Source organism: Pseudomonas sp. Mn2068 (assembly GCF_049319725.1).
Classification (GTDB): domain Bacteria; phylum Pseudomonadota; class Gammaproteobacteria; order Pseudomonadales; family Pseudomonadaceae; genus Aquipseudomonas; species Aquipseudomonas gingeri.
The window spans coordinates 283385-310111 of record NZ_JBMOUG010000005.1; the positions used below are offsets into that span (position 1 = coordinate 283385).

The following is a 26727-nucleotide window of genomic DNA, read 5'->3' on the forward strand; positions in this document are numbered from 1 at the left end:
CCGCTCAGGGAGGCACCGCTTGCTGCCTGAGCCGATGGGTCGCTGACCAAGGCTCGCCCCGCAGCTTTCCCAGTCCGCGATTCCGGTCACTAGCGAAACGACTGCGCCAGAAACTCGGTGATCAGCGATACGACCTGCTGCTGGATCACCTCGCGTGGGCGAGCACCTTCGCCATCCAGGCAAATCATGCCATCGCCTGGTGATGCCTTCTCGATCAACTCCACCGCGCCAGGCTTGCAGACCGACATAAAGCTGAAGTGAGTGGCGTCGCTGATCTCGACGTAGCGCGTCGTCGCCTGGGGCAGGCGCTTGGCCAGGTCGGCGGACTCCAACCGGGCGGGCATATCCTCGGACGGCACGCCCCCGGCGATCACCAGTGTCGGTACAGGCAGCGCCGCCAGGCTCGCATCGGTCATCCCGCGTGACAGACCCAGGTCCAGCGAGACAATGGCGGTGACGCGCTTATCGCGCAGATCGGCGGCCAGTTGGGCCTTCGATGCCGGGCTGCTCGCCGGGTTCATCTGCTGGTAAGCGGAACAACCGCCCAGTTTCGGGTGAACCTGGCAGTCCTGGGCAAAGTGCTCGGGGTCGAAACGTGCCCCGGCGATTTCCAGGGTGGTCCAGCCGCCGAGGGAATGCCCCACCACGGCAATCTGCTGCTTCGCGACCGCACCAAACCGTTTCGGCTGGGCGATGACCGCATCGATGGCACGACTGACGTCAGCAGGCCGCAGCCATAGTTGTGCCGCGGCTTTGGCGCTGCGGTCCTTGCTGGTGGTGCCAGGGTGATTGACCGCCGCCACGATATACCCCTGATGGGCCAGTGCACTGGCGAGCCACACCTGGTTGCCCCAATTACCGCCGAAACCATGGGAGAGCACCACCAGCGGATGCTCCCCGCCAGCCGGTGGCGCGTTGCGCACGCCCGGGGCACCGACAAACACGACAGTGTCAGCGATCAATTGGGGTGTGGCGGTGGTTACGCCGGGGTACCAGACGACCATCTCCAGCGGGCGCTCATTATGCCCGTCCACCAGTGTGGAGGACTGGAAGCCGACAGGTTGATCGTCAGCCCATACGGGCGTCGTGAGGCAGATCAGCAGCAGAGCGCCAAGAGCAGTTTTCAATGTTTTTATCTTCCTTGATGGGATCGATCGTCATCATTACCTGAAATCCGCCGCCAGACATATTTTTTGTGTCTATGCTCTAAACGCACCGCCATACCCGAGTTACCCCTGTCGAATCACCCCTCTCGAATCACCCAACAAGGAATGTTGTCATGAACCTGCCCCCATTCGCCAAACGTATTGCCCTTGCCACTGCCTTGTCCTGCCTCAGCCTCAGTGCTCTTGCCGCGGATATTCCGCTGTCGGCCGTGGTACAAGAAGATCAGGTGGTCACCAAAGTGCTGGCTGTCGATGCGGCCAGGCATCAGGTCGTGCTGGAAGGCGCGCAAGGCCATCAGGTGCACGTGCAACTCACCGACCAGGCCAAGGACCTGGGGCACCTCAAGGTTGGCGACCAGGTGAATGTGCAGGTCCTGCATTCGGTGGCGGCCTACCTCGACACCGATATTGAAAAGGGCCTGCCCGGCGCCAGGGAAAGCGTCGGCGATGTGCGCGCCACGCCAGATAATCCCAATCCGGGCGGCGAAGCCTTTCGGCAGGTGCAAGTGCAGTTGAAGATCACCCATATCGACCTGCAGAAGAACCAGGTGACCTTTGAAGGGCCCGCCGGCAAATCGAAGGTCGTCGATGTCCGCAAGCCTGAAGTCCAGCAAAAGCTGAAGGAGCTGAAGATCGGCCAGAGCGTGGTGGTGACGTATACCGACGTCCTGAAAGTGACCAGCCAGCACGAGGGTTGAAGCCTCGTTATCCCGGCCAGCTGATCGCCTGCGTTGCCTAACGCAACAGATACACCGTCAGACCGACCAGAGCGCAGGCCATCAGCACCTGGATGACACCGCGCTTGAAGCGGAACAAGGCAATCGCCGCGGCAATGGCGATCAGCGCGCTGGGCCAGTCGAGCGGGCCACTGAAGCCTTTTGGCCACAGCACGTGATAACCGAAGAAACACGCCAGATTGAGAATCACACCGACCACTGCCGCCGTAATGGCGGTCAGCGGCGCGGTGAACTTGAGTTCGTTGTGGGTCGACTCCACAAGCGGGCCACCCGCCAGAATGAACAGGAACGACGGCAGGAAGGTGAACCATGTCACCAGGGCGGCGGCCACGGCGCCCGCCAGGAATGCCTGATCCGCGCCGAATACCTGCAGGACATAGGCCCCGACAAAGCCAACGAAAGCCACCACCATGATCAATGGCCCGGGCGTGGTTTCTCCCAGGGCCAGGCCGTCGATCATCTGGGTCGGGGTCAGCCAGCCATAGTGACCGACCGCGCCCTGGTAGACATAGGGCAGCACCGCGTAGGCCCCGCCAAAGGTCAGCAGTGCCGCCTTGGTAAAGAACCAGCTCATCTGGGTCAGGGGGCCTTCCCAGCCAAACAGCGCAGTCAGAATGCCCATTGGCACTGCCCATAACGCGGCCCCCACAAGGGCCAGCAACGCCAACTTGCGCCCGCTGAAACGGGCATGCCGGGGCGGCGGCGTATCGTCATCGATCAGGGCCGGGCCAAAGGATTTCCTGGCAGCGCCATGGCCCCCCGTCCTGAACTTCTCCGGAGCCAGGCGACCGCCGATATAACCGAGCAAAGACGCCCCCAGCACGATCAGCGGAAAGGGTACGTTGAACAAGAAGATCGCCGTAAAGGAAGCCGCCGCTATTGCCCACAGCCAGTTGTTCTTCAACGCCCGCGAGCCGATGCGATGGGCGGCCTGCACCACAATGGCCGTGACCGCGGGCTTGATGCCATAGAAGAGTCCGGCCACTACGGGCACCTCGCCAAAGGCGATGTACAGCCACGACAGGGCAATCAGGATAAACAACGAGGGCAGCACAAACAGGGCTCCCGCTATCACCCCGCCCCAGGTCCGGTGCATCAGCCAGCCGATGTAGGTTGCCAACTGCTGGGCTTCGGGACCGGGGAGCAACATGCAGTAGTTGAGGGCATGCAGGAACCTGCGCTCGGAGATCCAGCGCCGCCGCTCCACCAGCTCCTGATGCATGATCGAAATCTGCCCCGCCGGTCCGCCGAAGCTGATGAAACCCAGCTTCAGCCAGAACCAGAACGCCACACGCAGGCTGATCGTGTCCGGCCTCGACAGCTCCCCGTCACCCGCAGGTGCCACAACCTTGCTCATTGGGTTGTTCCTCGTTCACCAACCCGGCAAGTAGACCATCAAATAGAGCAGGCGGCACCCTGCATTTGCTTGCTGGTCTTATCAAAACGCGAGACGCTCGGGCACGACATCCAGAATCTTCGCCAGGCGCACCACCGTCACGCCGACCCCGAGGTGGCGCAACGAGGGCTGGACCAGCACGCAGTTGTCGTGCGGCGTCACGATCGGGTCATCGCCATCGTGGGCAATCACCGTGCCGGCCTTTTCGATCACCTCCAGCCCGCGGAAGTCTTCGGCAAAGGTGAACTCCATACTGCGGGCGACCACGGGACGGGTGACTTCGAGGAACTGCTGCGGCAGCCGGTCCTGTGGCTGCACGAACTCGGCGACGTCCTCCTTCAGCACCGTGCCGGTGGTCACCAGAAAGCGTGCAGCGGTGTCCAGCGCCACTGCGCGACTGCGCGCCGAGAAGTGCTGGCCCGTCTCGATCAGCAAGGCATTCCTCGGGCTCGCCGGATCGTTGAACCCCTCGTAATCACGCAGGCGGCGGCCATTGGGGTGACCGGCGTCCACCACGACTGTCTGCGGTACGCCCAGCGTCGCCGCAAAATCCAGGCCCTTGCGTTGGGCGCCGCACATCATCACCGGGGGGGCCTCTTCGTGCATCGAGTGAATGTCCAGCAACAGATCGACACTGTCGATCACCGGTTGCAACTGACGGGCACGACGCAGCTCGATGGAGTCCGCCGCGCTCGCCAGCCGGTCTGGCGACCAGACCCGGTTCATGTCTTCATCCAGGTAGCGGGTCGCATCGATGTCCTGCGGGTCGAAGCGCCGATAAGCCTCGATATTGCCGAAGGCCAGGGTCAGGCGGCCACGCCGTGGGCGCAACGGGTGCTTGAGAAACGCGTCCACCGCGATCGCGCCGCTGACCTCATTGCCATGGGTCAACGCCATGATCATGACGTGCGGGCCTGCCACGCCGCTGTCGAAACTGTGCACGTACTCCACGCCATCGGTGCCCTCCCGCCAGCGCCGGATATCGAGGAACTCGACTTCGATCGGGTAAGGCTTCAGGGACGCACGAACTTGTTCAAGGGTCTTCATTTCAGTCTCCAACAGACAATGGCATACGCTGGCCGGGGCCGTTCGGGGCGCGGCGAAATCAGGCGGATAGTGGATAGAAAAAGCGGAAGCGAATCAGTCCGGCTTGCTGTGACGCATGCGCCGTCCGAGGATGATCACGGCGATGACGCTGACCAGTGAGGTCGCCATCACATAGAAACTCGGCGCCAGCTTGCTACCGGTGGCGTCGATCATCCAGGTCACGATCAGCGGAGCGAAGCCGCCGAACAAGGTGACGGAAAAGTTGTAGCTCAAGGCCAGTCCGGTTCCACGAATGCGCGTGGGAAAGATATCCGCCAGCATCGCCGGGATCGGCCCCAGGCACGCCGCGATCAGTACGCCCACCACCGCCTGGACCACCAGCAACGTGGTGAAGGTGGGGAAATGATTGAGCCAGGCGAACATCGGGTAGGACGACAGGCCGGTGATCAGCAAGGCGATGGTCAACACGCGGAATCGACCGTAGCGGTCGGACAGACTGCCAAACACCGGCGCCATGATCATCAGGGTGATGCCGGTCGCCAGTGCGCCGAGAAAGGAAGACGTGGCCGTGATCTGCAGTTGTTTCAGTGCGTAAGTCGGCATGTACAACTTGTGTACGTAGTTGAACGCCGTCGCCCCCGCCACCACGCCAATGGCGAGCAACAGGCTGATATGGCCCTTGATCAGTACGTCACGCAATGGCGTATTGTGCTCGACCCTGGCCGCCAGTTTCTGGAAGTCCGGCGTCTCGTCGATCTGGCTGCGAATGTAGAAGCCCACCGGGCCGATCAACAGGCCGACGCCGAACGCCACGCGCCAGCCCCAGTCGTTGAGTTGCACGTCGCTCAGCAGGTAGCTCAGCAACGCACTGACACCGGCCGCCAGTACCGTGGCCAGGCCTTGGGTCGACAACTGCCAGCTGGCAAAGAACCCCCGATGACGGGCATCGGCATGCTCGACCATGAAGGCGGTGGCCGCGCCGAACTCGCCTCCCGTGGAAAAGCCCTGGAGCATGTGGGCGACGACGATCAGCAAGGGCGCTGCCAGGCCGATCTGCTGGTACGAGGGCGTGAAGGTGATCAAGGCGGTGCCGAGCAGCATGATCAGGATCGACAGCGTCAGCGAGGCCTTGCGCCCTGCCCGGTCGGCATACGAGCCCAGCACGATGGCGCCCAGCGGACGCATCAGGAACGAGATGCCGAACGAACCGACCGCGAGCAGCAGCGATGTGGTTTCGTTATCCGAAGGGAAAAACAGCTTGCCGATGACCACGGCGAAATAGCCATAGATCAGCAGGTCATAGAACTCCAGCGCGTTGCCGAAACTGGCGGCGACGATCTCTCGCCACGGTCCCCGCCGAGGGGTGGCCGATACTGCGCTCACGGTTGAAGAATGAGTGGTCATGAAGGAGGGCTTCCGGGTCTGTTTCACAGTTGGCCATCTGCCCGCGGGCATTGGCCGCCCGACGGACCCGACGGTCGTCATTGTTATGGGTGAAAACAACCGGACAGTGATCGAGATTTCGTGCCTTCGTGACTGTCCGGCCCGACGCCAAGTTGAATCAGCAACCCCGGTTCGGCAATTGCTGTTTGGGCACAAGCTTGAGCCTGTTCGGCACGCGGCCTTTGCCCTGGGGGTTTGCACAGGCTCCAGAGCGGAGTTTTTTTTACGGCGTGCCCGTTAAGGGTGCAAGCCTTGCCAGATCCGCATGACCTGTTCGCTGCGATTGGAGCGCAGGCGATGTAGCGAGATATCGAAACCGATGTGCAGCTCAGGGCCACCGGCAATCACCAACTGCCCCGCTGCCAGGGTATCCCTGACCACCATCTTCGGCAACCAGGCCAGCCCGCTGCCGCGCTTGGCCATTTCCAGGATCGCCTCATAGGAGTCGGCCTGATAAATCATGCGCAGCGCCAAGCGGTGCGGCAGCCTGGCCAGGTGCTGGGCCAGCACCCCACGCAGCGACAGGGTCGGCGAGAAACCCAGCCAGGCAATGCTCGACGCATCGCTGTCGACACCGATGGAAAACAGCGGCTGTCCCCGGGCGTCGGGGGCACTGACCGGCAGCAGCACCTCCTGGGCCAGCACCAGTGAGTCGAAACGCTCGTTGTCGATGAGAATACGGGTCAAGGGGCTGGAGAAGATCAACTGCAGGTCCACCTCGCCCGCCGACAGTTTCATGATGGCTTCCTGCGCGCCACCGGTGACCAGCGAAATCGGGAACGCGCCAAAGCGCTCATGCAGCGATTGATACCAGTCGGGAAAGAACATGCTCGCCAGCGTGCGTCCGGTGGCGATGCGCAAGGGTTCGTCGCGGTTCATGCCGATATTCTGGAACTGCGCGCGGGCTGCCAGCAGCAACGCCATCGACTGCGTGGCGGCGTCGAGGAACAGCACGCCCGCCGGGGTCAGGGACAGGGGCTGCTTGCGTTCGATCAGGGGCACTCCCACCCAGTCCTCCAGTGCCCGGATACGGCGCCCGAAGGCCGGATGAGTCACGCAGCGGTTTTGCGCCGCCCGCGACAGGCTGCGCGTACGCGCCAGTTCGATGAAGTCTTCGAGCCATTCCAATTGCATCGGGGATGCCTGTAGAAGCGGGCCGTGCCCGCGAAACGGGTAGTCAATATAGCGCTTTCAGAGCGGCACGCTGGCCGCTTTGAGCTGGCGTAGCACGAAGCTCGACACCGAGTGCCGCAAGCCGGGGATATGGTAGAGCTTTTCCCGCAGCAGCCGCTCATAGTCGCGCGTGTTCTTCACCGCGATCCGGATGAAATAGTCGTACTCGCCGGATACCAGGTAGGCCTCGATCACCTCGGGAATCCCGGCCAGGGCCTGCTCGAATTTCTCCAGGATTTCATCGCTATGGTGCTCAAGGGTGAGCATCACGATCAGCCCATCGTTGTAGCCCAGTTCATTGAGGTCGATACGGGCCTCGTAGCCCTGGATGACGCCCGACTCCTCCATGCGCTTGATCCGCTGCCAGCAGGGACTGGGCGACAGCCCCACCTGCTTTCCCACCTCCTGCAAGCTCGCCCGGCCATCCTTGCTGAGCACCCGGAGAATCCGTCGATCCATATCATCAAGATTGTTTTTCTGCATTTTCTCAGTTTCGCGAAAGGACTTTTCTCATCCTAGCGCCAAGTACCGGAATTACAGAAGCACATTCCGCAATCAACAGATCAGAATCTATCTATACCTTCGCGACTATACCGGGTCGCAGCGGGACTGCCGGTGCGATCCACCAGAGCCCCGCCGAGAAGGCCGCCGTCCCATGAGGAAACGCCATGTGCCAAGTGAAATATGACATGCCCGATGCCCAGACCAGCCTCGAGTTCATCCTCGAGCAAGTCATCTGCGGCGCCGAGGTCATCATTACTCGCTACGGCCTTGAGGTGGCCCGAATTACAGCCGTGCAGGGCCCCCGGAAAAACACCGCCGCGGTGCTGCCCCTCCCGCCTCAAGCCTCCTGGGTGCCCTATGCGTCGTGACAACGAGATGCCCCTACCGGGTGGGCATCCTGTGCCTGGCCCGTCACAACGCCTCGATGGGAGGCACCGGCGTCATCAGGCTTGCCGGGCACAACTGTCACTCCACGGACAGGGGATCAACAGAGTGTTTTCCCATCGACAGAATCAGGCCGGGCGGAACTCGACTGTCAGATGGCTGATTTCGTGAACCGGCTTGAGACGTTCACGAATGCTGTCGGCGTTCGCGGTGACCTCACCAAGAACGCTGACAATGGCCGCGTGAGCCTGTGGCCCAACCCGCCAGACGTGCAAGTCCGTGATGGTGGCATCCCCCGGTTTCTCCACCCGTTCGCGAATTTCCTCGGCGACGTGGGCATCCGTCTGATCCAGCAAGGTAGCGGCGGTGACCTTCATCAAGGTCCATGCCCAACGTGCGATAACGAGGGCACCGACAATGCCCATGACCGGGTCCAGCCACACCCAGCCGAGGTACCGACCGGCGAGCAGAGCTGCAATGGCCAGCACCGAAGTCAGCGCGTCGGCGATGACATGGACATAGGCCGATTTCAGGTTGTTGTCGTTCCCGTGATGGGCATGATCATGATCATCATGATCGTGCCCATGACTGTGCCCGTGGCCCAGCAGCAAGGCACTGATGATATTGACGATCAAACCGGCAATCGCGATGAGCGTCGCGGTGCCGAACTGGACGTCCGTTGGCTGCAAGAGGCGCATGACGGATTCAACGCCAATTGCCAGGGAAACCATGCCGAGAATCAGCGCCGAGGCGAACCCGCCCAAGTCTCCAACCTTTCCGGTACCGAAGCTGTAGCGCCGGCTGGAGGCGTGGCGCTTTGCGTACCCGTAAGCCGCCGCCGCGATACCCAATGCACCGGCATGGGTCGCCATGTGAAAGCCATCGGCAAGCAACGCCATCGAGCCGGTGATATAGCCGGCGGCGATCTCGCCAACCATCATCACCACCGTCAGCGCCACGACCCAAAGCGTGCGCCTGGCATTTTCATCGTGCGCGGAGCCCAGGAACATGTGGTCGTGTACGTGGCTGATGTTGAGAGTGGTGTTGCTCATGAGTCCGTACCTGCCCGCTTCACTTGGAATAACGGCGAATGGCTTCAAGCAGCTCTTCGACGCCCTTGTTGCGCTCTTCTTCGCTGAGTGCCGGGTTTGCAACGTGCTCCCGGGCGTGGTCCTCAATGATCTCCTCCATCAAGCCGTTGATGGCTCCACGGGTAGCGGCGACAAGGTGCAGTGTTTTGGCGCAGTCGAGATCTGATTCCAGCGCCCGTTCAACAGCCTGGATTTGTCCGGCGATGCGTTTGACGCGCTTGAGAAGATCATCTTTGTTGGCTGCGACATGACCCATGGGATACCCCCCCTGCCTATATGAGCCCCATGATAGGTATACCCCCTACCCCTATGCAAGAAATATTCGATGAAAAGGCTCGTCCAGCCATCACCGAAGGAAGGCATCGGTGACAGACTCTCCTGTCGTTGGCTCGAAGTCTGGTGGAAGGCCCTGGCCTATTCTTCAAAACTGCGTATCAGCGATGCAAAAAGATTCCCGCGCGGCATCTTGTCCAGCGCAATATCGGCATCCTCAAACCACTTCCGACCTGCCTCCGGATGGGGGCCGCTCAGCACCACTACGCCCTTTTCATAGGTATAACGCGCAGCCGCCACGTCGCCGTTGCGGTAGGTCGCGATGGTTCTTGAGGCCGAGTCGGTTTGGGGAAAATACGGACCGTCCTGGTAGAAGACGTTGTCGGCCTTGCCGTCCCACGTGACCTGCACCGCTGCGTCGGCGATGGAGTTCACTTCAAAGCCGGGGCGGCCGGCTTCGGAGTCCAGGTCCTGGGGGATCAGGCCGAGGTTGCTGTTGTCCGCCAGATAGGCGCCCATGCACAAGCCCAGGTAGCGGCCACCGTGGGCGACGTAGTCACGGATGGCAGTGGCGCGGGCATCGCCCAGGCTGTCGAGGGCACCGGGAATGTCCTGGCCTCCTCCGGGTTGAACGTAGAGATCGTAGCGGGCAAGGGTTTGTGGCGTGATGTCGATCGGTTCGTCGGCGCCGACAAAGTCGATCTGGTAACCGGGGGCGAGACGTTGCAGGGCTTGTTTCACGCTTTCCGAACAGTCATCGCAACCCGCCGGACCACGGTAGATCGCCACGTGCGTGACCGGCGCACCGGCCTGCGCCAGGGATGGCAGCGGTGTCATGAACGCAAGAAACGTGGCGGCGATAGCGTGTCGGTTCATGTGGCGGGCTTATCGGAGACTTGAGGTCGGGTGATCCAGTCCTCGCAGCGCAAAGCCTATATCGAATGTCCCGCTCAAGACGTTAATAGTTGTAAGTCCCCTTGTGATCCCAGCCTTTGATATCAACTAGACTGACGCCCAGAGCTGCGACTGCCAGCGCCAGATGAAACGTCATGATTGCTCACACTCCTACGCTTTTCGCCTGTGTCGCTTTAGTCGCGACGATCATGGCGTTCTGCTTGATCCTGGTCGGTCAGTTCAACCAGCGTGACGGACTGCTCACGACAGGCTTTGGCTTGTTGGCACACGCCTTGGCCTACGTCGGCTACACCGTCTACGGCCATGCGCCGCTGTGGTTGACCTACGGCGCCGCCAACACGCTGCTGGCGGTAGCACTGGCCTTTTATGGGGCCAGCGTGTTTCGGATTGTTGAACTTCCCGTCAGCTGGTGGCGGGTGTTCGCGCCAGCGGCATTGATGCTGGTATTGATGGCCAGCCTGATCGACACCCTGGAACCCCGGATGCTCGCCGCCACGCTAGTGTTGATGGTGCAGTGCGCACTGATCATCTACTGGACTCGCCGCCACATCCCCGCCCAAGGTCGCGCACGCATGCTGTTGATCATCGGCTCCAGTATCAGCCTGATCGGGCTGGGAATGCGGGTGGTGGCCGTGCTCGGCGGAGGTGCCGAGCAAATGCGCTACGACGCCAGCAACCTCAAGCAGACCATCTCGGTCAGCATTGGCACGTTCACCGCGATGATGATTTCCCTGGGTTTGGTCCTGTTGTCCAAGGAACGCAGCGAGACCCTGCTTCAACACCTCGCCCTGCGCGATGTGCTGACCGGTATTCTCAACCGCCGAGCGATCCTCGAGCAGTTTTCCACTGAATTGGAGCGCTCGCGCCGGGACGGGTCCTACCTGGCAGTGGCCATGGTCGATATCGATCACTTTAAACAGATCAATGATGAACATGGTCATCTGGCGGGGGATGAAGTGATATGTCACTGCGTCAATCATCTCACCCAGCGAATCCGTCACTCCGACAGCATCGGTCGTTATGGTGGCGAAGAGTTCTGCTGTTGCTGCCAGACACTGGCCCCGAGGGAGCCGTGGCCGTGCTCGATGAACTGCGGACCTCGTTGGCCGAGTCGCCGGCGCACTATGCTGGGTCAACCATCGCGCTGCGCATCAGTATGGGTGTTTGCTGTGTGGTGCCTGACGCAGGCGACACCACCGCCACCCTGCTCGCCAGGGCGGATGCGGCGCTTTACGAGGCCAAGGGTTCGGGGCGCAATACCTTGCGCTTGGCGCCGCCCTGTTTGCCGCAGACACAAGCGGCTCTCGGTTCAATCTCACTGCATGAAGTGTAGGGATGATTGAGTTTATCGACCGGCCAGGTAGTCATCCGTGCTCAGTACCGTGGCATAACCAAATTGGAGCGCGGCCATGAAAGCGGCGTGCACCAGCGCAGCAGGCACCTTGACCTTGTTGAACTCCAGATCATGGGTTGCACAGACATCTTGAATGACGGTCGTCTCGAACCCGAAATCGTCAGACGCACGGGTAACCGCGTCAACGCACATGTGGCTCATGTTGCCGAGCACGGTGACCCGCTCAACAGGCTGGTCGCCGGCAGTGTCTGGGCGGGAACCTGAAGTTTCTCAATCAGGGATCACCGCGATCACGTCGATTTCCATCAGCCATTGCGGCTGACCCAATGCAGAGACTACTAACCCGGTGGAGATAGGGAACACACCCTTGAGCCATTTTCCGACGGTCAGGTAAACCTCTTCCCGGTAGCGTGGGTCGATCAGGTAAATGGTGATTTTCACAATATCCTGCAGTTGACTGCCGGCTTCTTCAAGCAGTTGCTTGACGTTTTTCATGGCCTGCTCGGCCTGCGCCCCGGCATCACCCAGGCCGATCAAGTTACCGTCGAAGTCGGTGCCCAATTGGCCCCGGACGTAAACCGTGTTACCGGCGCGAACAGCCTGGCAGAGGTCATTGTCCAGCGACTGATTGGGGTAGGTGTCCTTGGTGTTGAACATTCGGATACGCGTGTGAGTCGGCATGATTGACCTGGCTTTATCGACAAGAAAAGTAATGGGGAAGCGCCGCTTCCGCCCCGTGGGCTGGATCCGGAAACGGCTTGAAATTACAGCGGCGGCGCGTCGAAATAATCCGCGCGCACAGCGGCACCGATCAGGTTCACGATCAGGCGGCCTGCGGTGATGCAACTGATGTTGTTGACGTCAGTCGTTGGCGTGATTTCGACGATGTCCATGCCGACGACCTTGCCTTTGTTGACCAGGCCATGAATCAGCTTGCGCATTTGCACATAGGTGACGCCTCCTAGTGCAGGACCGGCGACACCGGGCATGATCGACGGGTCGAGGCCGTCGGCATCAATGGTCAGGTAATAGTTGCCGTTGTCGGGAATCCGGTCCAGCACCGACTGCATACCGTTGTCATGCACCTCATAGGCGGTGATCAGGTGTGCGCCATAGTCCACCGCCGCCTGGAAATCCGTCTGCCGGCCACTGCCTTGGGCACGCAGGCCGATCTGGAAGATTTCGCCGATGTGCTCCATCTCCGAGGCACGGCGGATGGGGCTGGACAGGCCGTCGCGCACGCCGTTGATTTCATCACGCCAATCGAGGTGCGCGTCGATGTGAATGAGGGTGATCGGCCCCCGCCCTTCATAAGCCCGCAGAATCGGAATCGGGATGCTGTGATCGCCACCCAGTACAATCGGCATGGCGCCCGCCTCGAGGATCTTGCGTACCGCCTGCTCGGCCCGCACGCCATGGCTGCTCAGGTCGCCCGGGTCGGCGGGCACGTTGCCGCAGTCGACGACCTTCAACGCACGGTTGTCGTAGATCGGGCCTCCTACGTCGAAGTCATAATGGTGCAGCGCACGGCAGATTCGGTCGCTCATGGCACGAATGGCGTCCGGTGCCCGGCTTTGATCATTGGTGATGTGTTCTGCCACGTAGGCCTTGCCGAAGGGCATGCCGATAATCGCGACGTGAGCATCGAGCTGGTCGAGATCGGTGCAGATCGGCGACCACAGAAAACTCTGGTGTTTTTTGGACGGCGGTACGGTCAATGGAAAATCCATGGGTGTCTCCTGAATGGGCAGTGGGAAAGCAGGACGAATACGTGCAATCACGGGCTGGGCGATCAACTTTCCATGGACAGGAAACGTCGCAACTCAGCGGTTTTCGGAATGGTGAACAGGGTCTCGGGGTCGCCGGTTTCATGAACCAGGCCTTGATGCATGAAAATCACCCGGTCGCTGACCCGGCGCGCAAAGGCCATTTCGTGGGTGACCATGATCAGCGTCATGCCCTCTTTGGCGAGTCCTTCGACGACGCTCAGCACCTCGCCGACCAGCTCGGGGTCCAGGGCTGAAGTGATCTCGTCGCAGAGTAATACGTGGGGGTTCATCGCCAGGGAGCGGGCAATCGCAACGCGCTGCTGCTGGCCGCCGGAAAGCTGGTCGGGGAAGGCATCAAAGCGTTCGCCCAGCCCTACACGATCAAGTAATTTGCGGGCCTGTTGTTCGGCGCCGGCACGGGAGGCTTTCTGCACCAGGCGCGGGGCGAGCATCACATTCTGCCCGGCGCTCAGGTGCAGAAATAGATTGAAGCCCTGGAAAATCATCCCGACGTTCTGCCGCAACTCGCGCATGGCCTGGCGGTCATCGTGCTGGATCGATTGACCATCGACCACAACGCTGCCTTCCTGGAAGGTTTCAAGCCCGTTCAGGCAGCGCAGCAGCGTGCTCTTGCCGGAACCGCTCTTGCCGATGATGCAGACCACTTCCTTGCGGGCAATCTGCAGGTTGATGCCCTTGAGGACTTCGTTGCTACCAAAGCGTTTGCGCAGGCCGCGAATATCGACCAGGGCAAAGTCATCGCTGAGGTCATGGGTGTGGGAGGAATTCATATCGGCAAGCCCCTATCGGCGAAGTTTCTGTTCAAGTACGCGGCTGTACCACGACAGCGGAAAGCACAGCGCGAAGTACATCAACGCAACCGCGCCATAGATAAGGAAAGGTTGGAAGGTGGCATTGGTGATGATCTGCCCGGCGCGGGTCATTTCGACAAAACCGATGACCGAGGTCAGGGCCGTGGCCTTGACCACCTGCACCATGAAGCCGACGGTGGGCGCAATGCCGGCGCGCATCGCCTGGGGCAGAATCACGTAGCGCATCTGTTCGCTGAAGCTCAGCGCCAGGCTGGCGGAGGCTTCCCACTGACCGTGGTCGACAGACTCGATGCTGCCCCGCCAGATCTCGGTGAGGTAGGCACTGGCGTAAAGGGTCAGGCACACCGACGCGGCCATCAACGGAGTGGTTCTGACACCGAACATAGCGAGGCCGAAATACACCAGGAACAATTGCAATAGCAGCGGCGTACCCTGGAACAGCTGGACATACAACATCACCAGCCCGCGCACAAGGCGGCTGCCGGTCAGGCGCATGACCACCAACAACGCGCCCACCAGGCCACCGCCGATAAACGCGATCAGCGACAGGCCAATCGTCCAGCGCATGGCCAACAACAGGTTGCGGGCGATATCCCAGGCGGAGAATTCGAACATGGAGTTTTCCCTCAGCGACCGAAGATAAAGCGCGGACCGACCCAATTCAGCAGGCGGCGCAAGGCGATGGCCAGCAGCAGGTACAGGCCCGCTACCACGATGTAGGTTTCGAAATTACGGAACGAGTTGCTGGCGATCTGATTGGCGGCGTAAGTCAGTTCTTCAGTGGAGATCTGGCTGCACACGGCCGACCCGAGCATGATGATGACCATCTGACCAACCAGCGCCGGCCACACCCGCTTGAGCGCCGGAGGCAGGACCACCCTGGAGAAAATCTGCCAGCGGTCCAGCGCCAGGCTTTGCGCCGCCTCGATTTGCCCATCAGGTGTCGCCTCGATCCCCGAACGGGCAATCTCGCTGACATAGGCTGCCAGGTTGATCACGTTGGCCAGGATCGCAGCGGCCAGTGCGGTCATTTTCAGCCCCAGGGCCGGCAGCCCGAAGAAGATGAAGAACAACTGGATGATGAACGGTGTATTGCGGATCAGCTCGACGTACAGCCCCACTGCCCAACGTGCCCAACCAGGGCCTTTGCTGCGCACCAGGCCGCAGGCGATACCCAATGCCGTGCCAAAAATCGCCGACACTAGTGTGAGGAACACCGTCAACAGCAACCCGTTCAGCAACAGTGGCCATTGCGTCAGTACCACAGAAAAATCTAATGTCATGAGTCGGTCTGCTCCACCGCATGTGAATAGGGCAAGAGGCGGCGAACCCGGGGGATACGCTCCAGCTGTTCCAGATGCTCAAACAGTGCTTGCGCTTGAGCGGTGGGCATTGCCGGTGTGACGCAGCCCATGAACTTGTCGTGCAGTTGCGCCCGGGACAGAGGGTTGACCGCCGCCCCTAGCGGCCTTGCGCAAAACCGTTCGACGCTGCCGCCGTCATTGCGTACCACCTTGACCCATGCACCTTCTGGCGCCTGGTCCAGCCACTCGGTGTTCCAGCGCTCGCTGCTGTGCATGCGTACCCGCTTCATCAGCCGTTGCATGTCCGGGCGGTTGATCGCTTCCGGCGTCAGCGCCGCGAGGGTGATGTCGCCCAACAGACAGGTGCCGGCCATGGCGAAGGGCATGCTGAATTGCGCTTGCTGGCGCTGGGTGGGCAAGTCATGGGTCAGGTTCTGGATCACAATGGGAGGAACGTCGCAGATAATTTCGGCGATATCCGTGACCGCTACCCCACCGCTCCCGAGTATGTCCTTCAGGGCATCCACGGCGGCATGGGATGACAGGCAAAGCGGGATGCGCTTTATGTCGACGCCCGGGTCAAGCAGGTTCCAGGGCTCCCCCAGAGGTGGCAACGTCTTGAGCACACCCGCGTTGAACATTACCGCCAGGCCATTGGCATGTTCGACGATGTCCACCGGCCCGCGGCTGCCCTGCTCGGCCAACAGCGCGGCCATCACGCCCGCCTCGCTGGTGCGCCCGGCCATCAGGGCCTTGGCATCGGTGCCAAAACAGGCCTTCATGGCCGCCGTGCCGGACAGTGCAATCCCCAGTGCCGAGGCGGTACGTTCGGCATCCAGCCCAAGGGCGTGGCACGCCGCCGCGCAGGCCCCGACGACGCCCAACAATCCGGTGGTCCACCAGCGGCGCTCATAGAGCTGGCGAGTCAGCGCATTGGCCAGTGCGTATTCACACTCGGCCCCCACCACAAACGCCATCAGCAGCGCCGCACCATCCAGGTCACGCATCTGCGTCACGGCCAGGGCCGCTGGCATGATCACTACCGAGCCATGGACGACTCCTGGGTAGCAGTTGTCGTCAAAGTCCAGCGCGTGCCCAGCCGTCGCGTTGACGAAGGCCGCTGCCGGTGCGCTGAGTCGCTGGGCATGCCCCAGCAACTCTGAATGCCCGGTGGCGCTGACGGCGAGGCCGATCGTTCGCGCCTGAGTGGCGACGTCGCTGTGACTGCCGGCCAGCGTGACCCCGAGCGTATCGATCAGGCAACGTTTAGCCGCGTACCGGACCGCGGACGGCACCTGTTCCAGACGCACGGTCGAGCTCCAGCGCGACAGTGCAACGAGGGTTGGGATAAGGTCGTTCATGGTTACTCTGGAAGCTCACCAGCCGGGGCTCCCAGCCATTTTTGCGAAATCGCGTCCAGCGTCCCGTCAGCCTTGGCGGCCCGAATGATCTCGTTCACCTTGGCACGCAGTTCAGGCTGATCCTTGTTCATCCCGATGTAATTCGGCGAGTTGGACAGCACAACCTTGAGCGCGATGTCCAGGTCCGGGTTTTTCTGCTTGAGGGAGGCCGCGACCGTGGTGCCGATTGCGACCATTTGAGTCTGTCCCGACATGAAGGCGGAAATGGTGCTGTTGTTGTCCTCGAAACGCTTGGCCACCGCCTGTGGTGCCGTGTCAGTCAACTCGCGGTCCTGCATCGACCCACGGGTAACCGACACCGATTTGCCGGCCATGTCAGCCAGGGATTTGACCGGTAACGCAGCGGCACCAAACACCGCGTCGAAGAACGGCGAATAGGCGATGCTGTAATCAATCACTTTCTCGCGCTCGGGTGTCTTGCCCAACGAAGAGATGGTGAAATCGGCCTTGCCCGACTGAATGTAGGCCACCCGGTTAGGTGCAGTCACAGGCACCAGCTCAAGCTTCACGCCCAGCTTGTTCGCCATCAGGTTCGCCACATCGATATCCAGGCCCTGGGGCACCATGTCGGGCCCCACGTAACCGTAAGGTGGGTAGTCCACCGGCACGGCGACACGTAGTTCCTTGCTTTCCAGAATGTGATTCAGCGCATCGCCTGCCTGGGCGAACGTGCTGGAAAACATTGCGCAGAGGGCTGTCACGATAAGGGTTGTTTTAAAAGACTGGCACGGGTTCATGTTCATGCGGGTGCTCCAAGGGTTAAACGGCTCAGGATTCGAAAACAGGTACAGATTGGGCGGCCGACCGCTCAGCCCAGGTCCCACCATTCGCCGAGACTCAGCAGTTGCTCTTCGGTGTGAGTGACCGAGGCTTCGGTGTTCTGACTGGAGCTGGCCGACATCAACGCCACCAGGATTTCACTGACCAACATGGCCGGCACGATGGTGTCGTAGAAGGACGGGGTCTGGTTTTTCACGATGATGGTTTCAGCCGCCAATCGGGCGGTGGGCGAAGTGACGCTGTCGGTGATGGCGATAACGCGCACGCCCTGCTGATGCAGGTAATTGGTCAAGGTGATCAGGCGCCGCGAATAGCGCGGCAAACTGCACACCAGCGCGACATCCTTTGGACTGGTCTGGTTGATGATCGACATCACGCCGCTTTCGCCGGCGCCTTCGACCAGACGCACGTTCTTCGCGAAGTAAGAAGCCACATGGGAGAATTGAAACGCGACCCCGAACGACGAACGCATCCCCAGGCAATAGACTTGGCGGGCCCCCGCAAGCAGGGCCACCGCACGAGAAATCGACTCGAGATTATCCTGGCTGCACATCAACTGGATCTGTTCGATGGCGTTGTTGGCCATACCCTCAATCACGCGATGTGCACCAACGCGCTGCCGGAGTTCAACCAGATCGTGGGCCCGAGAGCCATAAGCACTGTTATGTCCACGTAATGATTCGATGAACACTTCGCGCAATTCGTCGTACCCGGTCATGCCCAGACGCTTGCCCAGACGCGTCATCGTCGAAGGCGGCACATTGGCCAGGCGCGCCAGATCGCGCATGGACATCACCGCGACCTCATGCGGGTTGTCCAGAATGAAACTGGCTGCAGCGCGTTCCTGCCGGGGGAAGGTGTCGAACTGTTGTTTCAGTTGTGCACAAAGACAGTCACGGTCCATCGGCATAACCACGAATGAGTGCGGAAGATGCAGGTGAAATTGCAACAGCTGTGCCAGAAAAAAAACGAGTGAATCAAATGAACCAGCATTGAGAGCCCGTGTTTTTAGGCAGACAGAAGGTACTCAGTCGCCTGCCACCCAAATTCGATTGGCCTGATTCACTTTTTGATTCGCTTGAGTCATCGCGCACTCGACGGCAGTACAGTCATGACAGCGAAACTCAATGTCGCTCCTGATGTTTACGCGCCCCCATGGTGCAGCGCACCCGTGTGGTGCGGGAGGAAGGCATCACGACCTCCTGTCCGCTGATGAGAACGCCGGACACATCAACACAACCCAAGGTGGAAGATCCAGACGGTATGCCCAGCCCTGCATCACGGTTCAGCGCTGCTCGACAGGACTGAGGCATGAGCGAAAGCGAACAGTGATATATCCAGGATATGGTACACACCTCGACTTGGACCCCACGCTGCATTCGCCACCACTTGGAGCCAGCATGACCAACCTCCTGTTCGTCTGTAGCCGTAACCAATGGCGTAGCCCGACTGCGGAAACGATGTGGCGCCGTCGCCCTGGCTTCAATGCCCGTTCGGCGGGGACCAGCCCTAATGCGCGTAAACCCATCGGCGCAGCGGATATCCGTTGGGCTGATGTGATCTTTGTGATGGAGCGCAAGCACCTGCAACGTCTCCAGGCAGAGTACGCCCGCTTGCTTGAACACAAGCGGCTTTACTGTCTGGATATTCCTGACGATTACCGCTACATGGATCCAGAGTTGGTGGAGATGCTTGAGGATACGGTGACGGCCTATTTATCCGACTAGGCGCGTCGATAGGTAGTTATCGTGAAGCCCACCCTGATGTCTTTGAGAAGCCCAAGCGCATATCCATTTTTGGCAGCAAGAATCGGAGTGTGAGCACATTTCGCCCACCCTACGATGAGACTCCAAACTTAGAGGCGTCCACCATGGCTTCCATACAACTGGCCTTTGCCCATTAGCCATTCCAACAATTTTTTGGATTGCCCGGCATCAGCTATGCAATTCTCGAGATTTTCTAGTTTACGAACAGCGCCGAAGGCAACCCATGAAATTATCCGATTATGTTCGACTACTTGCTCTGGCGGCGATCTGGGGCGCCAGTTTCCTCTTCATGTGCATCTCGGCTCCTGTTTTGGGCGCGTTGCCGACTGCTTTTTTCCGCGTGTTGTTAGGCGCCATTGGCTTGGCCGTCATTCTTGTCATTTTAAAAACAAAAGTCGACTTCAAAGGCAAGTTGCAGCAGATCATGGTGTTGGGCGTTATCAATTCTGGCATCCCATTTTTGATGTATAGCGTGGCGGCACTACTGTTACCTGCTGGCTATTCAGCAATTTTCAATGCGACCACACCAATGATGGGCGTCTTGATCGGTTGGATGTGTTTCAGCGATTCGTTGACACTAAAAAAAGGTGCCGGCGTGTTGATCGGGTTTATGGGCATTACGTTGCTGACCAGCACCGGCCCCATCACAGTGTCAATGAGCGTGGTCATGGGCGCGTTGGCCTGTTTAGTCGCCACCAGTTGCTACGGTGCAGCAGGATTTCTGACTAAACGATGGGTAGCTGACAAGGGTGGGCTGGACGCGAAACTCGTAGCTTTTGGCAGCCAGATTGGCGCGACGTTGTTTCTCGTGCCGTTCTTCGCCATTTCAACCGCAGCAAACCCACCGGCGACCTGGGGTAACCCGGCGGCTTGGATAGCACTGGTTGCGCTGGGTTTCATCTGCACTGCGTGTGCATACATCCTGTACTTCCGCTTGATCGCGGATATCGGGCCGGTGCGTTCACTGACCGTGACCTTCCTTATCCCACCCTTCGGAGTGCTGTGGGGTGTGATGTTCCTCGGTGAACGTCTTTCAGTCGCGCATTTGTACGGCGGCGGGCTTATCTGTTTAGCTGTGTGGTTCGTTCTCAGCAAGAGCAAGCCGAAGCAAGAACCCTCACCAGCTTCGGATTGACCCAAGCACTGAACTGCCCCGGGCACTCCGTACCGGAAAAAACTGTCACCTGGCTCGATGCACCGCCGGCCAGCGGTGGACTTTTAACTACCGGTTCCAGGATCTCGATAGTAAGGGCGGCGCAAGACGACCTCCTTGGTGCTCAAATCGAACAGCTCAGCGCCTGTAGCAGACAAAAAGGTAGGAATAGACCCGCACCGCTCTCCTATCCCTCATAGCTGATACCGGGTACACGCCCACGCCTAACCTGAATGGGCAGCGGGGTGTGCAGTTCAGGTTGAGCCCCTCAGACACCTCCTCTTCTGCCGTCGCTGCCTGATAACAAAAACCATAATGATCGACGTCAATCGGGAGTACCCGCATGTTCAGATCAGTCTTCACACTGACCTTGATCGGCAGTCTTGTGTTTGCCCAACAGGCCATGGCCGATGGCCTGACCGTCATCTCCTACGGAGGCGCCAGCAAGACTGCCCAGGTCGACGCCTTCTACAAACCCTACAGCCAGCTCACGGGCATCCCCATCATCGCCGGTGAGTGGAACGGTGAAATGGCCAAGCTCAAGGCAATGGTGGACACCGACAGTGTCAACTGGGATGTCCTGGACGTCGAGGACACGGACCTGGCGCGCGGCTGTGAAGAAGGACTGTTCGAACGATTGGACCATAGCCGGATAGGTAACTCGGCCGACCTGATTGCGGGTGCCACACACGAATGTGGAGTCGGGATTTTTGTCTGGTCGAACGTGCTGGCCTACAACGCCAACAAGCTCAAAACCGCTCCTGAAAACTGGAAAGACTTCTGGGATGTGGAGAAATTTCCCGGCAAACGCAGCCTTAGAAAATCCGCCCGTGGTGCCCTGGAGTTTGCACTCATGGCCGATGGCGTTGCTCCCGGTGAAGTCTACACCGTGCTCAGGACACCCGCCGGCGTGGACCGTGCCTTTGCCAAACTCGACGGGCTCAAACCCTACATCCAGTGGTGGGAAGCAGGAGCACAGCCACCGCAGTACCTGATGTCCGGCGATGTGGTCATGAGTTCAGCCTATAACGGCAGGATTCATTTCGCCCAGAAAAGCAACGCCAACCTGAAGGTGGTCTGGAATCAGAATCTTTACCAATTCGATGAATGGGCCATCCCCAAAGGAACTCCCAACCTGGACAGGGCTTATGAGTTCATCGCCTTCGCCATGCGCCCCGAACAACAGAAAATCTATACCGAGCAGATGGCCTACGGCCCCTCCAATAAACGGGCAGACGCCCTCCTCGATCAAGCGCTGAGAAAAGATTTGCCCACCGCCCCCGAAAACATGAAAAACGCCCTGCAAATGGACGTGGATTTCTGGACGGAGTATGGCGAAGGCCTGGAAGAGCGTTTCATTGCCTGGACCAGCAAACGCCCGTGAAACGCCTGCTTAACGCCAATCTGGGATTGGCGTTTTTTTCGTTTTTAAACAGGAATAAATACGTCTTTGCTCCTACTCTTCACAGGTAGTGAGCCCACCCAGCAATCCTTACAGTCATGTGCCTGTAAACGCCAAACCGTGCATCCCCTTCTCCAACATCTCGCTCACTGGCACCGCTTCGATGATCGAGAGACAGGCCAATCATGACTCAATACCTCTTTATCAAACCTGACGTGAATGCGCTGCTCACCTTTCGCGAAAAACTGTCGAAACAGACCCGTGCAGAAATCCGCTTCGATGCTTCAACACGGGCGATTTATGCGTCCGAAGCGTCGAACTACCGTCAGTTGCCGATTGGCGTCGTCATCCCCCGGACACTCGACGACCTTGTCACCACCGTCGCCCTGTGCGCGGAGGCGGATTTACCGATACTGCCCCGGGGGGCTGGCACCTCCATGTGTGGCCAGTCCGTCAACGCTGCCATCATCATCGATGCGTCAAAATACCTCACCCGCATTGAACACATCGATGTCCAGCACAGCATCGCGCGGGTCGAGCCGGGAGTCATCTGCGATCAGTTGAAGTCCATGGCCGCACAGTCCGGCCTGACCTTCGGCCCCGATCCAGCCACCCACAGCCGATGCACACTCGGAGGCATGATTGGAAACAACTCCTGTGGCGCGCACTCGGTGATGGCGGGAAAAACAGTCGAAAATATCGAACGCCTCGAGGTGCTCACCTATGACGGCGCACGTTTCTGGGTCGGTCCCACCGATGAGGCGACCTACCAGGAGCACCTTGAAGCCGGCGGTCGCCGTGCCGAGATCGTCAAATCGCTCAAGGCCCTGGTCGACGCCAACGAGGCGATCATTCGTGAGGGTTTTCCGAAACTCAAGCGCCGGGTCTCGGGTTATAACCTCGATCAGCTACTCCCAGAAAACGGCTTCAACATTGCACGTGCCCTGGTCGGTGTCGAAGGTACCTGCGTCACGGTTCTGAGAGCCGAAACACGCCTGGTGACCAACCCTGCACATCGGGTCCTGGTGGTCCTTGGGTTCGAAGATATTTTTCTCGCCGCCGACTCCGTCCCCCAATTGCTACCCCTGACGCCTATCGCGATGGAAGGTCTGGACGATGGCATTATCGGAGGGTTGCGTGAGCGCGGTATGAAGCTGGCCGATATTGCCGAGCTTCCCAACGGCCATGCGTGGTTGATGATCGAATTCGCGGGCGACTCCCTTGATGCGGCCATCAGAGCGGCCCGTCGGGCAATCGACGTGACGGATGCATTGCCCGGCTCGCCGAGCGCCCGCCTGATTACCGACGCCAACCTGATGAACCGTATCTGGACCATTCGCGAGACCGGCGCCTCTGCGACGTCCCTCAGTCTGGACCCCAGCCAACCGGATCCTGTCGTGGGCTGGGAGGATGCCGCCGTTGAACCGGAGTTCCTTGGTCAGTACCTGCGAGAGTTCTCGGCACTGGTCACCAGCTATGGATACAAGACAAACCTCTACGGGCACTTCGGTGATGGCTGCATCCACTCACGGATCACCTTCGACCTCAAGAGCCAGGGCGGCGTGAACAACTGGCGAGCCTTTCTGGATGAGGCCGCCCACCTGGTCGTCAAGTTTGGCGGCTCGCTATCGGGTGAGCATGGCGATGGTCAGGCCAAGGGCGAGTACCTGCCCATCATGTATTCACCGGCCATCATGCAGGCATTCGGCGAATTCAAGCACACCTGGGACCCACGCAACAAAATGAACCCGGGCAAGTTGATCCACGCCATGCCCGTCGACCATCATTTGCGCCTGGGACCGGACTATCAGCGCAAGCCGGTCACGAGCCTCTTCACCTATGACAAACGCTTGGGCGATCAGGGTTTTGCCCGCGAAACCGAACGCTGCATCGGCATGGGTAAATGTCGTTCACTCGAGGGCGGCACCATGTGCCCGAGCTTTCGAGCAACCCGCGAAGAACGCTACTCCACCCGTGGCCGCGCCAGGATGTTCTTTGAGTTGCTCAAGGGCGAGGTGATCGAGGACGGTTGGAACAACGAACAGATCAAGGACTCGCTGGAGTTGTGCCTGGGCTGCAAAGGCTGCAAGACCGATTGCCCGACGAATGTGGATATCGCTCGCTACAAGTCCGAGTTCCTCTATCGGCATTACAAGCAACGCCGTCGCCCGTTGATGGATAGCCTGATTGGACGAATTGGCGAATGGCTGCCACATGCCTACCGTTTGGCCCCCCTGATCAACTTCGCCATGAGCAACCGGCTGCTGCGTCTGCTCGGCCAGCGCCTGGGATTGGCCGCGGGTGTTCAGTTCCCTGCGATTGCCGCACGCAGCTTTCGCCACGGGCCAACCGCTCGCCGCCTGCTGACGGCTCAGGCCTTGACCGGTACGAAGGATGTGCTGCTCTGGGTCGACAGCTTCAACAACGGCTTCACACCGGATGTACTCGAGGCCGGGGTCCAGGTCCTGGAAAAGCTGGGCTATCAGGTTCATCTGATGAGAAAACAGACTTGCTGCGGACGTCCCTACTATGACGTGGGGATGCTCGACCGAGCCAAAGCCAACCTCTTGGCGATACTCGAACAACTGGAACCGGCGCTACTGCGCAAACTGCCTGTCGTCGTCCTTGAACCCAGCTGCCTGTCGGTCTTTCGCGATGAAATGCCAGCGTTGTTTCCCGATGACATGCGGGCCCAGCAATTGACCCGATCCATCATGACGCTGAGCGAGTTCATTCGGGAGCAAGGGCTGACCCTGCCTTCATTGAGCGACTCCGTGCATGTCCACGGTCACTGCCACCAGAAATCGTGTGGTGGAATGGGAGCCGAACAGGCTCTGCTGGGGAAACTCGGTGGAAACGGCCAGGTAATACCCAGCGGCTGCTGTGGCGTCGCCGGCGCCTATGGTTATCACGGCAAGACGGCACCGATTGCGCAGACGATCGGCCAGCAGGAGTTCAAGCCCCATCTGGACAAGGTTCCACAAGACGCCAGCATCGTGGCCGACGGGTTCAGTTGCCGCGGGCAGATCCGCAAAGTCAGTGGTCGAGAACCTCTCCATCTGGCGCAACTGCTGGCAAAATTGCTGCCCTGAAAGGGTCGATGCTGTACAGGGCAGCCTCTTCGGGGGCCGCCTCGTTTTTACCGACAGAGGCAGGCAGGACCTGCCCCCTGAATCCCCCTTCGTCTAAACGGTGGACCGGACATGAAACTAGCGACCGCCCTGGAGCAGACCATCCTCAGAAAAGCCACCGTGGTGGCTGGCGCACACGCCCTGGATCGGGAAATCAGTTGGGTCCATATCGTTGATCATCCCGACATCCTCCATTGGCTGAGCAGCGGCGACCTGTTGCTGACCACGGGATACAACTGGCCACGGGATGACCAGGCATGCCGGGAGATGATTCGTAGCCTGAACCAGATTGGTCTGGCGGGCGTCGTGCTGGCAGTCCCGCATTTTCGCGAGCACTTTCCCTCTGCCACGGTGGAAGAAGCCGACCTGTGCAACTTTCCGCTACTGGAGCTTCCTTGGGAGGTGCCCTTTAGCGAGATTACGCAAGAAATCCTGGCGAAGATCATCAATCTGCAGAGCGAAATCATTCGTCGCTCCGATCTCATTCACCGGGCGCTGACCCGGGCAGCCATTGAAGCCAACAACCTCAACGCCTTGGCAGTAGCACTGTCCGGAGCCCTGGAACTTCCCGCACGTATCGTCTCGTCATCAGGCACCGTTCTGGGCAGCAGCGATCCCCACATCGACGAGGCATTGGAACGACGCTTCATTGATCAGCTGCAACAAGGCAAGGCCACCATCACACCCCTCGAAAGCTCGCAGCCCAGGGTGGTGACGCTGGACAAGCCAGGGACCAGCACCCGGCTGGCCTGCCCCGTTCTCCTGCAAGGCGAACTGATGGGTGTGGTCTGGCTGCAAGGCCAGGGCGAACCGTTTGAAGAGCTTCATTCGCGCGCCCTGGAGCATGCAGCGGTGATCGCGGCCCTCCACCTGACCCACCAGCGTGAACTCCTCGATCAGGAAACCCGACTCGGTTATGCCCTGGTCGCTGGCTTGCTGGAGGGGAAATTCCCTGAGACCCCGCGGGCCATCGAGCGGGCGCTGGTCTCGGGCTGGAGTGAAAGCCGTCCCTACAGGGTCTGCCTGCTTCTCATCGACGAGCCCATTCCACTGAGCCTTGAAGGCTTCAAACGACGCAAAGAGAAAGCCGAACGCATCACCCGCATCATGCAGGACCTGGATATCGCCCCCCTGATGTCCGTTTCACTGAACCAGATCAGCTTGATCGTACCGGCGGATGTTTCCGCCCAAAGTATCTGGAAATCACTGCGTAATGATGGCGGTGCCATGGCCGTCAGCCGCGTTCATAGCGGCGTTTCAGGCATGGCATTGGGGGCGCAAGACGTAGCGGCTTTGCTACCTCTGCTGCGCCCCGGCAAACTGCACAGCTTCAACGAGGTGCTCTTCCCCAGGGCACTGATGGGCGATGAGGATGCTCGTGCCCTGCTGATCGAGCGCTACATCACCCCGCTGGCCAACAACAAGAACAGCGCCATGCTGCTGGAAACCGTCTGTGTACTGGCAAACGAAGGCTATCAGTTGGTGAACTCCGCCAAGGCGCTCAATGTACATATCAGCACCTTGCGCTACCGGATGGAGCGTATCGAAACGCTGTTGGAGGTGTCGCTGGATAAACCCGAGTCACGCTTTCAACTTCAAGTCGCAGCCGAGATGTACAAACTCGCTCAGGACCTCTGACCAAAACCGCAGCGCCGACAGACAGGTTGCCGGCGCTCCCGAAACCG

24 protein-coding genes and 2 pseudogenes are annotated in these 26727 nt (G+C 59.9%); 8 read left to right on the top strand and 18 right to left on the bottom strand.

Translation table 11 applies throughout. From position 1 onward, the window contains the following. Nucleotides 1-89: 89 nt before the first annotated feature. Nucleotides 90-1127, bottom strand: coding sequence for an alpha/beta hydrolase family protein (locus ACL9RJ_RS14415; RefSeq protein WP_042936769.1), 1038 nt, complete (start codon nt 1125-1127; stop codon nt 90-92). Nucleotides 1128-1279: 152 nt separating this feature from the next. Here ACL9RJ_RS14415 and ACL9RJ_RS14420 point away from each other — a divergent pair, with 152 nt between their 5' ends. Next, nucleotides 1280-1864, top strand: coding sequence for a hypothetical protein (locus ACL9RJ_RS14420; RefSeq protein WP_017128952.1), 585 nt, complete (start codon nt 1280-1282; stop codon nt 1862-1864). Between the two features lie 37 nt (nt 1865-1901). Here the strand turns inward: ACL9RJ_RS14420 and chrA are convergent, their stop codons facing one another. The 5 genes from chrA to ACL9RJ_RS14445 form a co-directional block, all read right to left on the bottom strand. Continuing rightward, nucleotides 1902-3260 (bottom strand): chromate efflux transporter, encoded by a 1359-nt coding sequence (chrA, locus tag ACL9RJ_RS14425; protein ID WP_422765382.1) that lies wholly within the window; start codon nt 3258-3260, stop codon nt 1902-1904. Between the two features lie 81 nt (nt 3261-3341). Then, a complete protein-coding gene (locus ACL9RJ_RS14430; protein WP_422765383.1) occupies nt 3342-4346 on the bottom strand; it encodes a succinylglutamate desuccinylase in 1005 nt (334 codons plus the stop codon). Nucleotides 4347-4439: 93 nt separating this feature from the next. Next, nucleotides 4440-5750: an MFS transporter gene (locus tag ACL9RJ_RS14435; protein WP_422765384.1), complete on the bottom strand. Its 1311-nt coding sequence runs from the start codon at nt 5748-5750 to the stop codon at nt 4440-4442. 276 nt (nt 5751-6026) lie between these two features. Continuing rightward, nucleotides 6027-6923 (bottom strand): LysR family transcriptional regulator, encoded by an 897-nt coding sequence (locus tag ACL9RJ_RS14440; RefSeq protein WP_017128949.1) that lies wholly within the window; start codon nt 6921-6923, stop codon nt 6027-6029. Between the two features lie 57 nt (nt 6924-6980). Next, nucleotides 6981-7445, bottom strand: a complete 465-nt coding sequence (locus ACL9RJ_RS14445; protein ID WP_042936750.1) for an Lrp/AsnC family transcriptional regulator — start codon at nt 7443-7445, stop codon at nt 6981-6983. Between the two features lie 185 nt (nt 7446-7630). On the opposite strand from ACL9RJ_RS14445, the gene ACL9RJ_RS14450 reads away from it, so the two are divergent. Further along, on the top strand, nt 7631-7834 hold the full coding sequence (locus ACL9RJ_RS14450; RefSeq protein ID WP_017128947.1) for a type II toxin-antitoxin system Phd/YefM family antitoxin: 204 nt from the start codon (nt 7631-7633) through the stop codon (nt 7832-7834). A gap of 144 nt (nt 7835-7978) precedes the next feature. Here the strand turns inward: ACL9RJ_RS14450 and dmeF are convergent, their stop codons facing one another. The 3 genes from dmeF to ACL9RJ_RS14465 form a co-directional block, all read right to left on the bottom strand. Next, entirely contained in the window at nt 7979-8902 is a 924-nt protein-coding gene (gene dmeF, locus ACL9RJ_RS14455; RefSeq protein ID WP_017128946.1) for a CDF family Co(II)/Ni(II) efflux transporter DmeF, read from the bottom strand. Nucleotides 8903-8921: 19 nt separating this feature from the next. Then, nucleotides 8922-9197, bottom strand: coding sequence for a metal/formaldehyde-sensitive transcriptional repressor (locus ACL9RJ_RS14460; protein ID WP_017128945.1), 276 nt, complete (start codon nt 9195-9197; stop codon nt 8922-8924). Nucleotides 9198-9355: 158 nt separating this feature from the next. Beyond that, a complete protein-coding gene (locus ACL9RJ_RS14465) occupies nt 9356-10090 on the bottom strand; it encodes a BPL-N domain-containing protein (protein ID WP_042936748.1) in 735 nt (244 codons plus the stop codon). Nucleotides 10091-10263: 173 nt separating this feature from the next. Between ACL9RJ_RS14465 and ACL9RJ_RS14470 the strand changes: the two are divergent. Next, nucleotides 10264-11462: pseudogene (locus ACL9RJ_RS14470) on the top strand (GGDEF domain-containing protein). 12 nt (nt 11463-11474) lie between these two features. On the opposite strand, the pseudogene ACL9RJ_RS14475 reads toward ACL9RJ_RS14470, so the two are convergent. From ACL9RJ_RS14475 to ACL9RJ_RS14515, 9 genes and pseudogenes are all read right to left on the bottom strand, one after another. Further along, a pseudogene (locus tag ACL9RJ_RS14475) lies at nt 11475-11696 on the bottom strand (cysteine hydrolase); the annotation flags it as partial. Between the two features lie 57 nt (nt 11697-11753). Then, complete coding sequence (locus tag ACL9RJ_RS14480; protein WP_042936746.1) at nt 11754-12164, bottom strand: RidA family protein; 411 nt, start codon at nt 12162-12164, stop codon at nt 11754-11756. Nucleotides 12165-12247: 83 nt separating this feature from the next. Further along, entirely contained in the window at nt 12248-13201 is a 954-nt protein-coding gene (locus tag ACL9RJ_RS14485; protein WP_246356535.1) for an agmatinase, read from the bottom strand. Between the two features lie 74 nt (nt 13202-13275). Next, nucleotides 13276-14043 carry an amino acid ABC transporter ATP-binding protein gene (locus tag ACL9RJ_RS14490; RefSeq protein WP_422765385.1) on the bottom strand — a complete coding sequence of 256 codons (768 nt, stop codon included), beginning with the start codon at nt 14041-14043 and terminating at the stop codon, nt 13276-13278. Nucleotides 14044-14055: 12 nt separating this feature from the next. Further along, nucleotides 14056-14700, bottom strand: coding sequence for an amino acid ABC transporter permease (locus ACL9RJ_RS14495; protein ID WP_017128938.1), 645 nt, complete (start codon nt 14698-14700; stop codon nt 14056-14058). An 11-nt stretch (nt 14701-14711) separates the two neighbouring features. After that, nucleotides 14712-15368: an amino acid ABC transporter permease gene (locus ACL9RJ_RS14500; protein WP_042936743.1), complete on the bottom strand. Its 657-nt coding sequence runs from the start codon at nt 15366-15368 to the stop codon at nt 14712-14714. Next, nucleotides 15365-16750 carry an MmgE/PrpD family protein gene (locus ACL9RJ_RS14505; RefSeq protein ID WP_017128936.1) on the bottom strand — a complete coding sequence of 462 codons (1386 nt, stop codon included), beginning with the start codon at nt 16748-16750 and terminating at the stop codon, nt 15365-15367. Before ACL9RJ_RS14505 ends, ACL9RJ_RS14500 begins: the two co-directional genes overlap by 4 nt. Nucleotides 16751-16752: 2 nt before the next feature. After that, nucleotides 16753-17547: a transporter substrate-binding domain-containing protein gene (locus ACL9RJ_RS14510; protein WP_052328607.1), complete on the bottom strand. Its 795-nt coding sequence runs from the start codon at nt 17545-17547 to the stop codon at nt 16753-16755. A 71-nt stretch (nt 17548-17618) separates the two neighbouring features. Continuing rightward, complete coding sequence (locus ACL9RJ_RS14515; protein WP_245223099.1) at nt 17619-18539, bottom strand: MurR/RpiR family transcriptional regulator; 921 nt, start codon at nt 18537-18539, stop codon at nt 17619-17621. Nucleotides 18540-18990: 451 nt separating this feature from the next. Here ACL9RJ_RS14515 and ACL9RJ_RS14520 point away from each other — a divergent pair, with 451 nt between their 5' ends. From ACL9RJ_RS14520 to ACL9RJ_RS14540, 5 genes are all read left to right on the top strand, one after another. Then, nucleotides 18991-19317, top strand: coding sequence for a low molecular weight protein tyrosine phosphatase family protein (locus ACL9RJ_RS14520; protein ID WP_017128933.1), 327 nt, complete (start codon nt 18991-18993; stop codon nt 19315-19317). Between the two features lie 262 nt (nt 19318-19579). Continuing rightward, nucleotides 19580-20491, top strand: a complete 912-nt coding sequence (locus ACL9RJ_RS14525) for a DMT family transporter (RefSeq protein WP_422765386.1) — start codon at nt 19580-19582, stop codon at nt 20489-20491. A gap of 361 nt (nt 20492-20852) precedes the next feature. Further along, nucleotides 20853-21893, top strand: coding sequence for an ABC transporter substrate-binding protein (locus ACL9RJ_RS14530; protein ID WP_177086298.1), 1041 nt, complete (start codon nt 20853-20855; stop codon nt 21891-21893). Between the two features lie 203 nt (nt 21894-22096). Beyond that, the gene (locus ACL9RJ_RS14535; protein WP_422765387.1) at nt 22097-25003 is read left to right on the top strand and encodes an FAD-binding and (Fe-S)-binding domain-containing protein; all 2907 of its coding nucleotides are present in this window, start codon (nt 22097-22099) and stop codon (nt 25001-25003) included. 111 nt (nt 25004-25114) lie between these two features. After that, the gene (locus ACL9RJ_RS14540; protein ID WP_017128929.1) at nt 25115-26680 is read left to right on the top strand and encodes a PucR family transcriptional regulator; all 1566 of its coding nucleotides are present in this window, start codon (nt 25115-25117) and stop codon (nt 26678-26680) included. Nucleotides 26681-26727 lie beyond the last annotated feature (47 nt).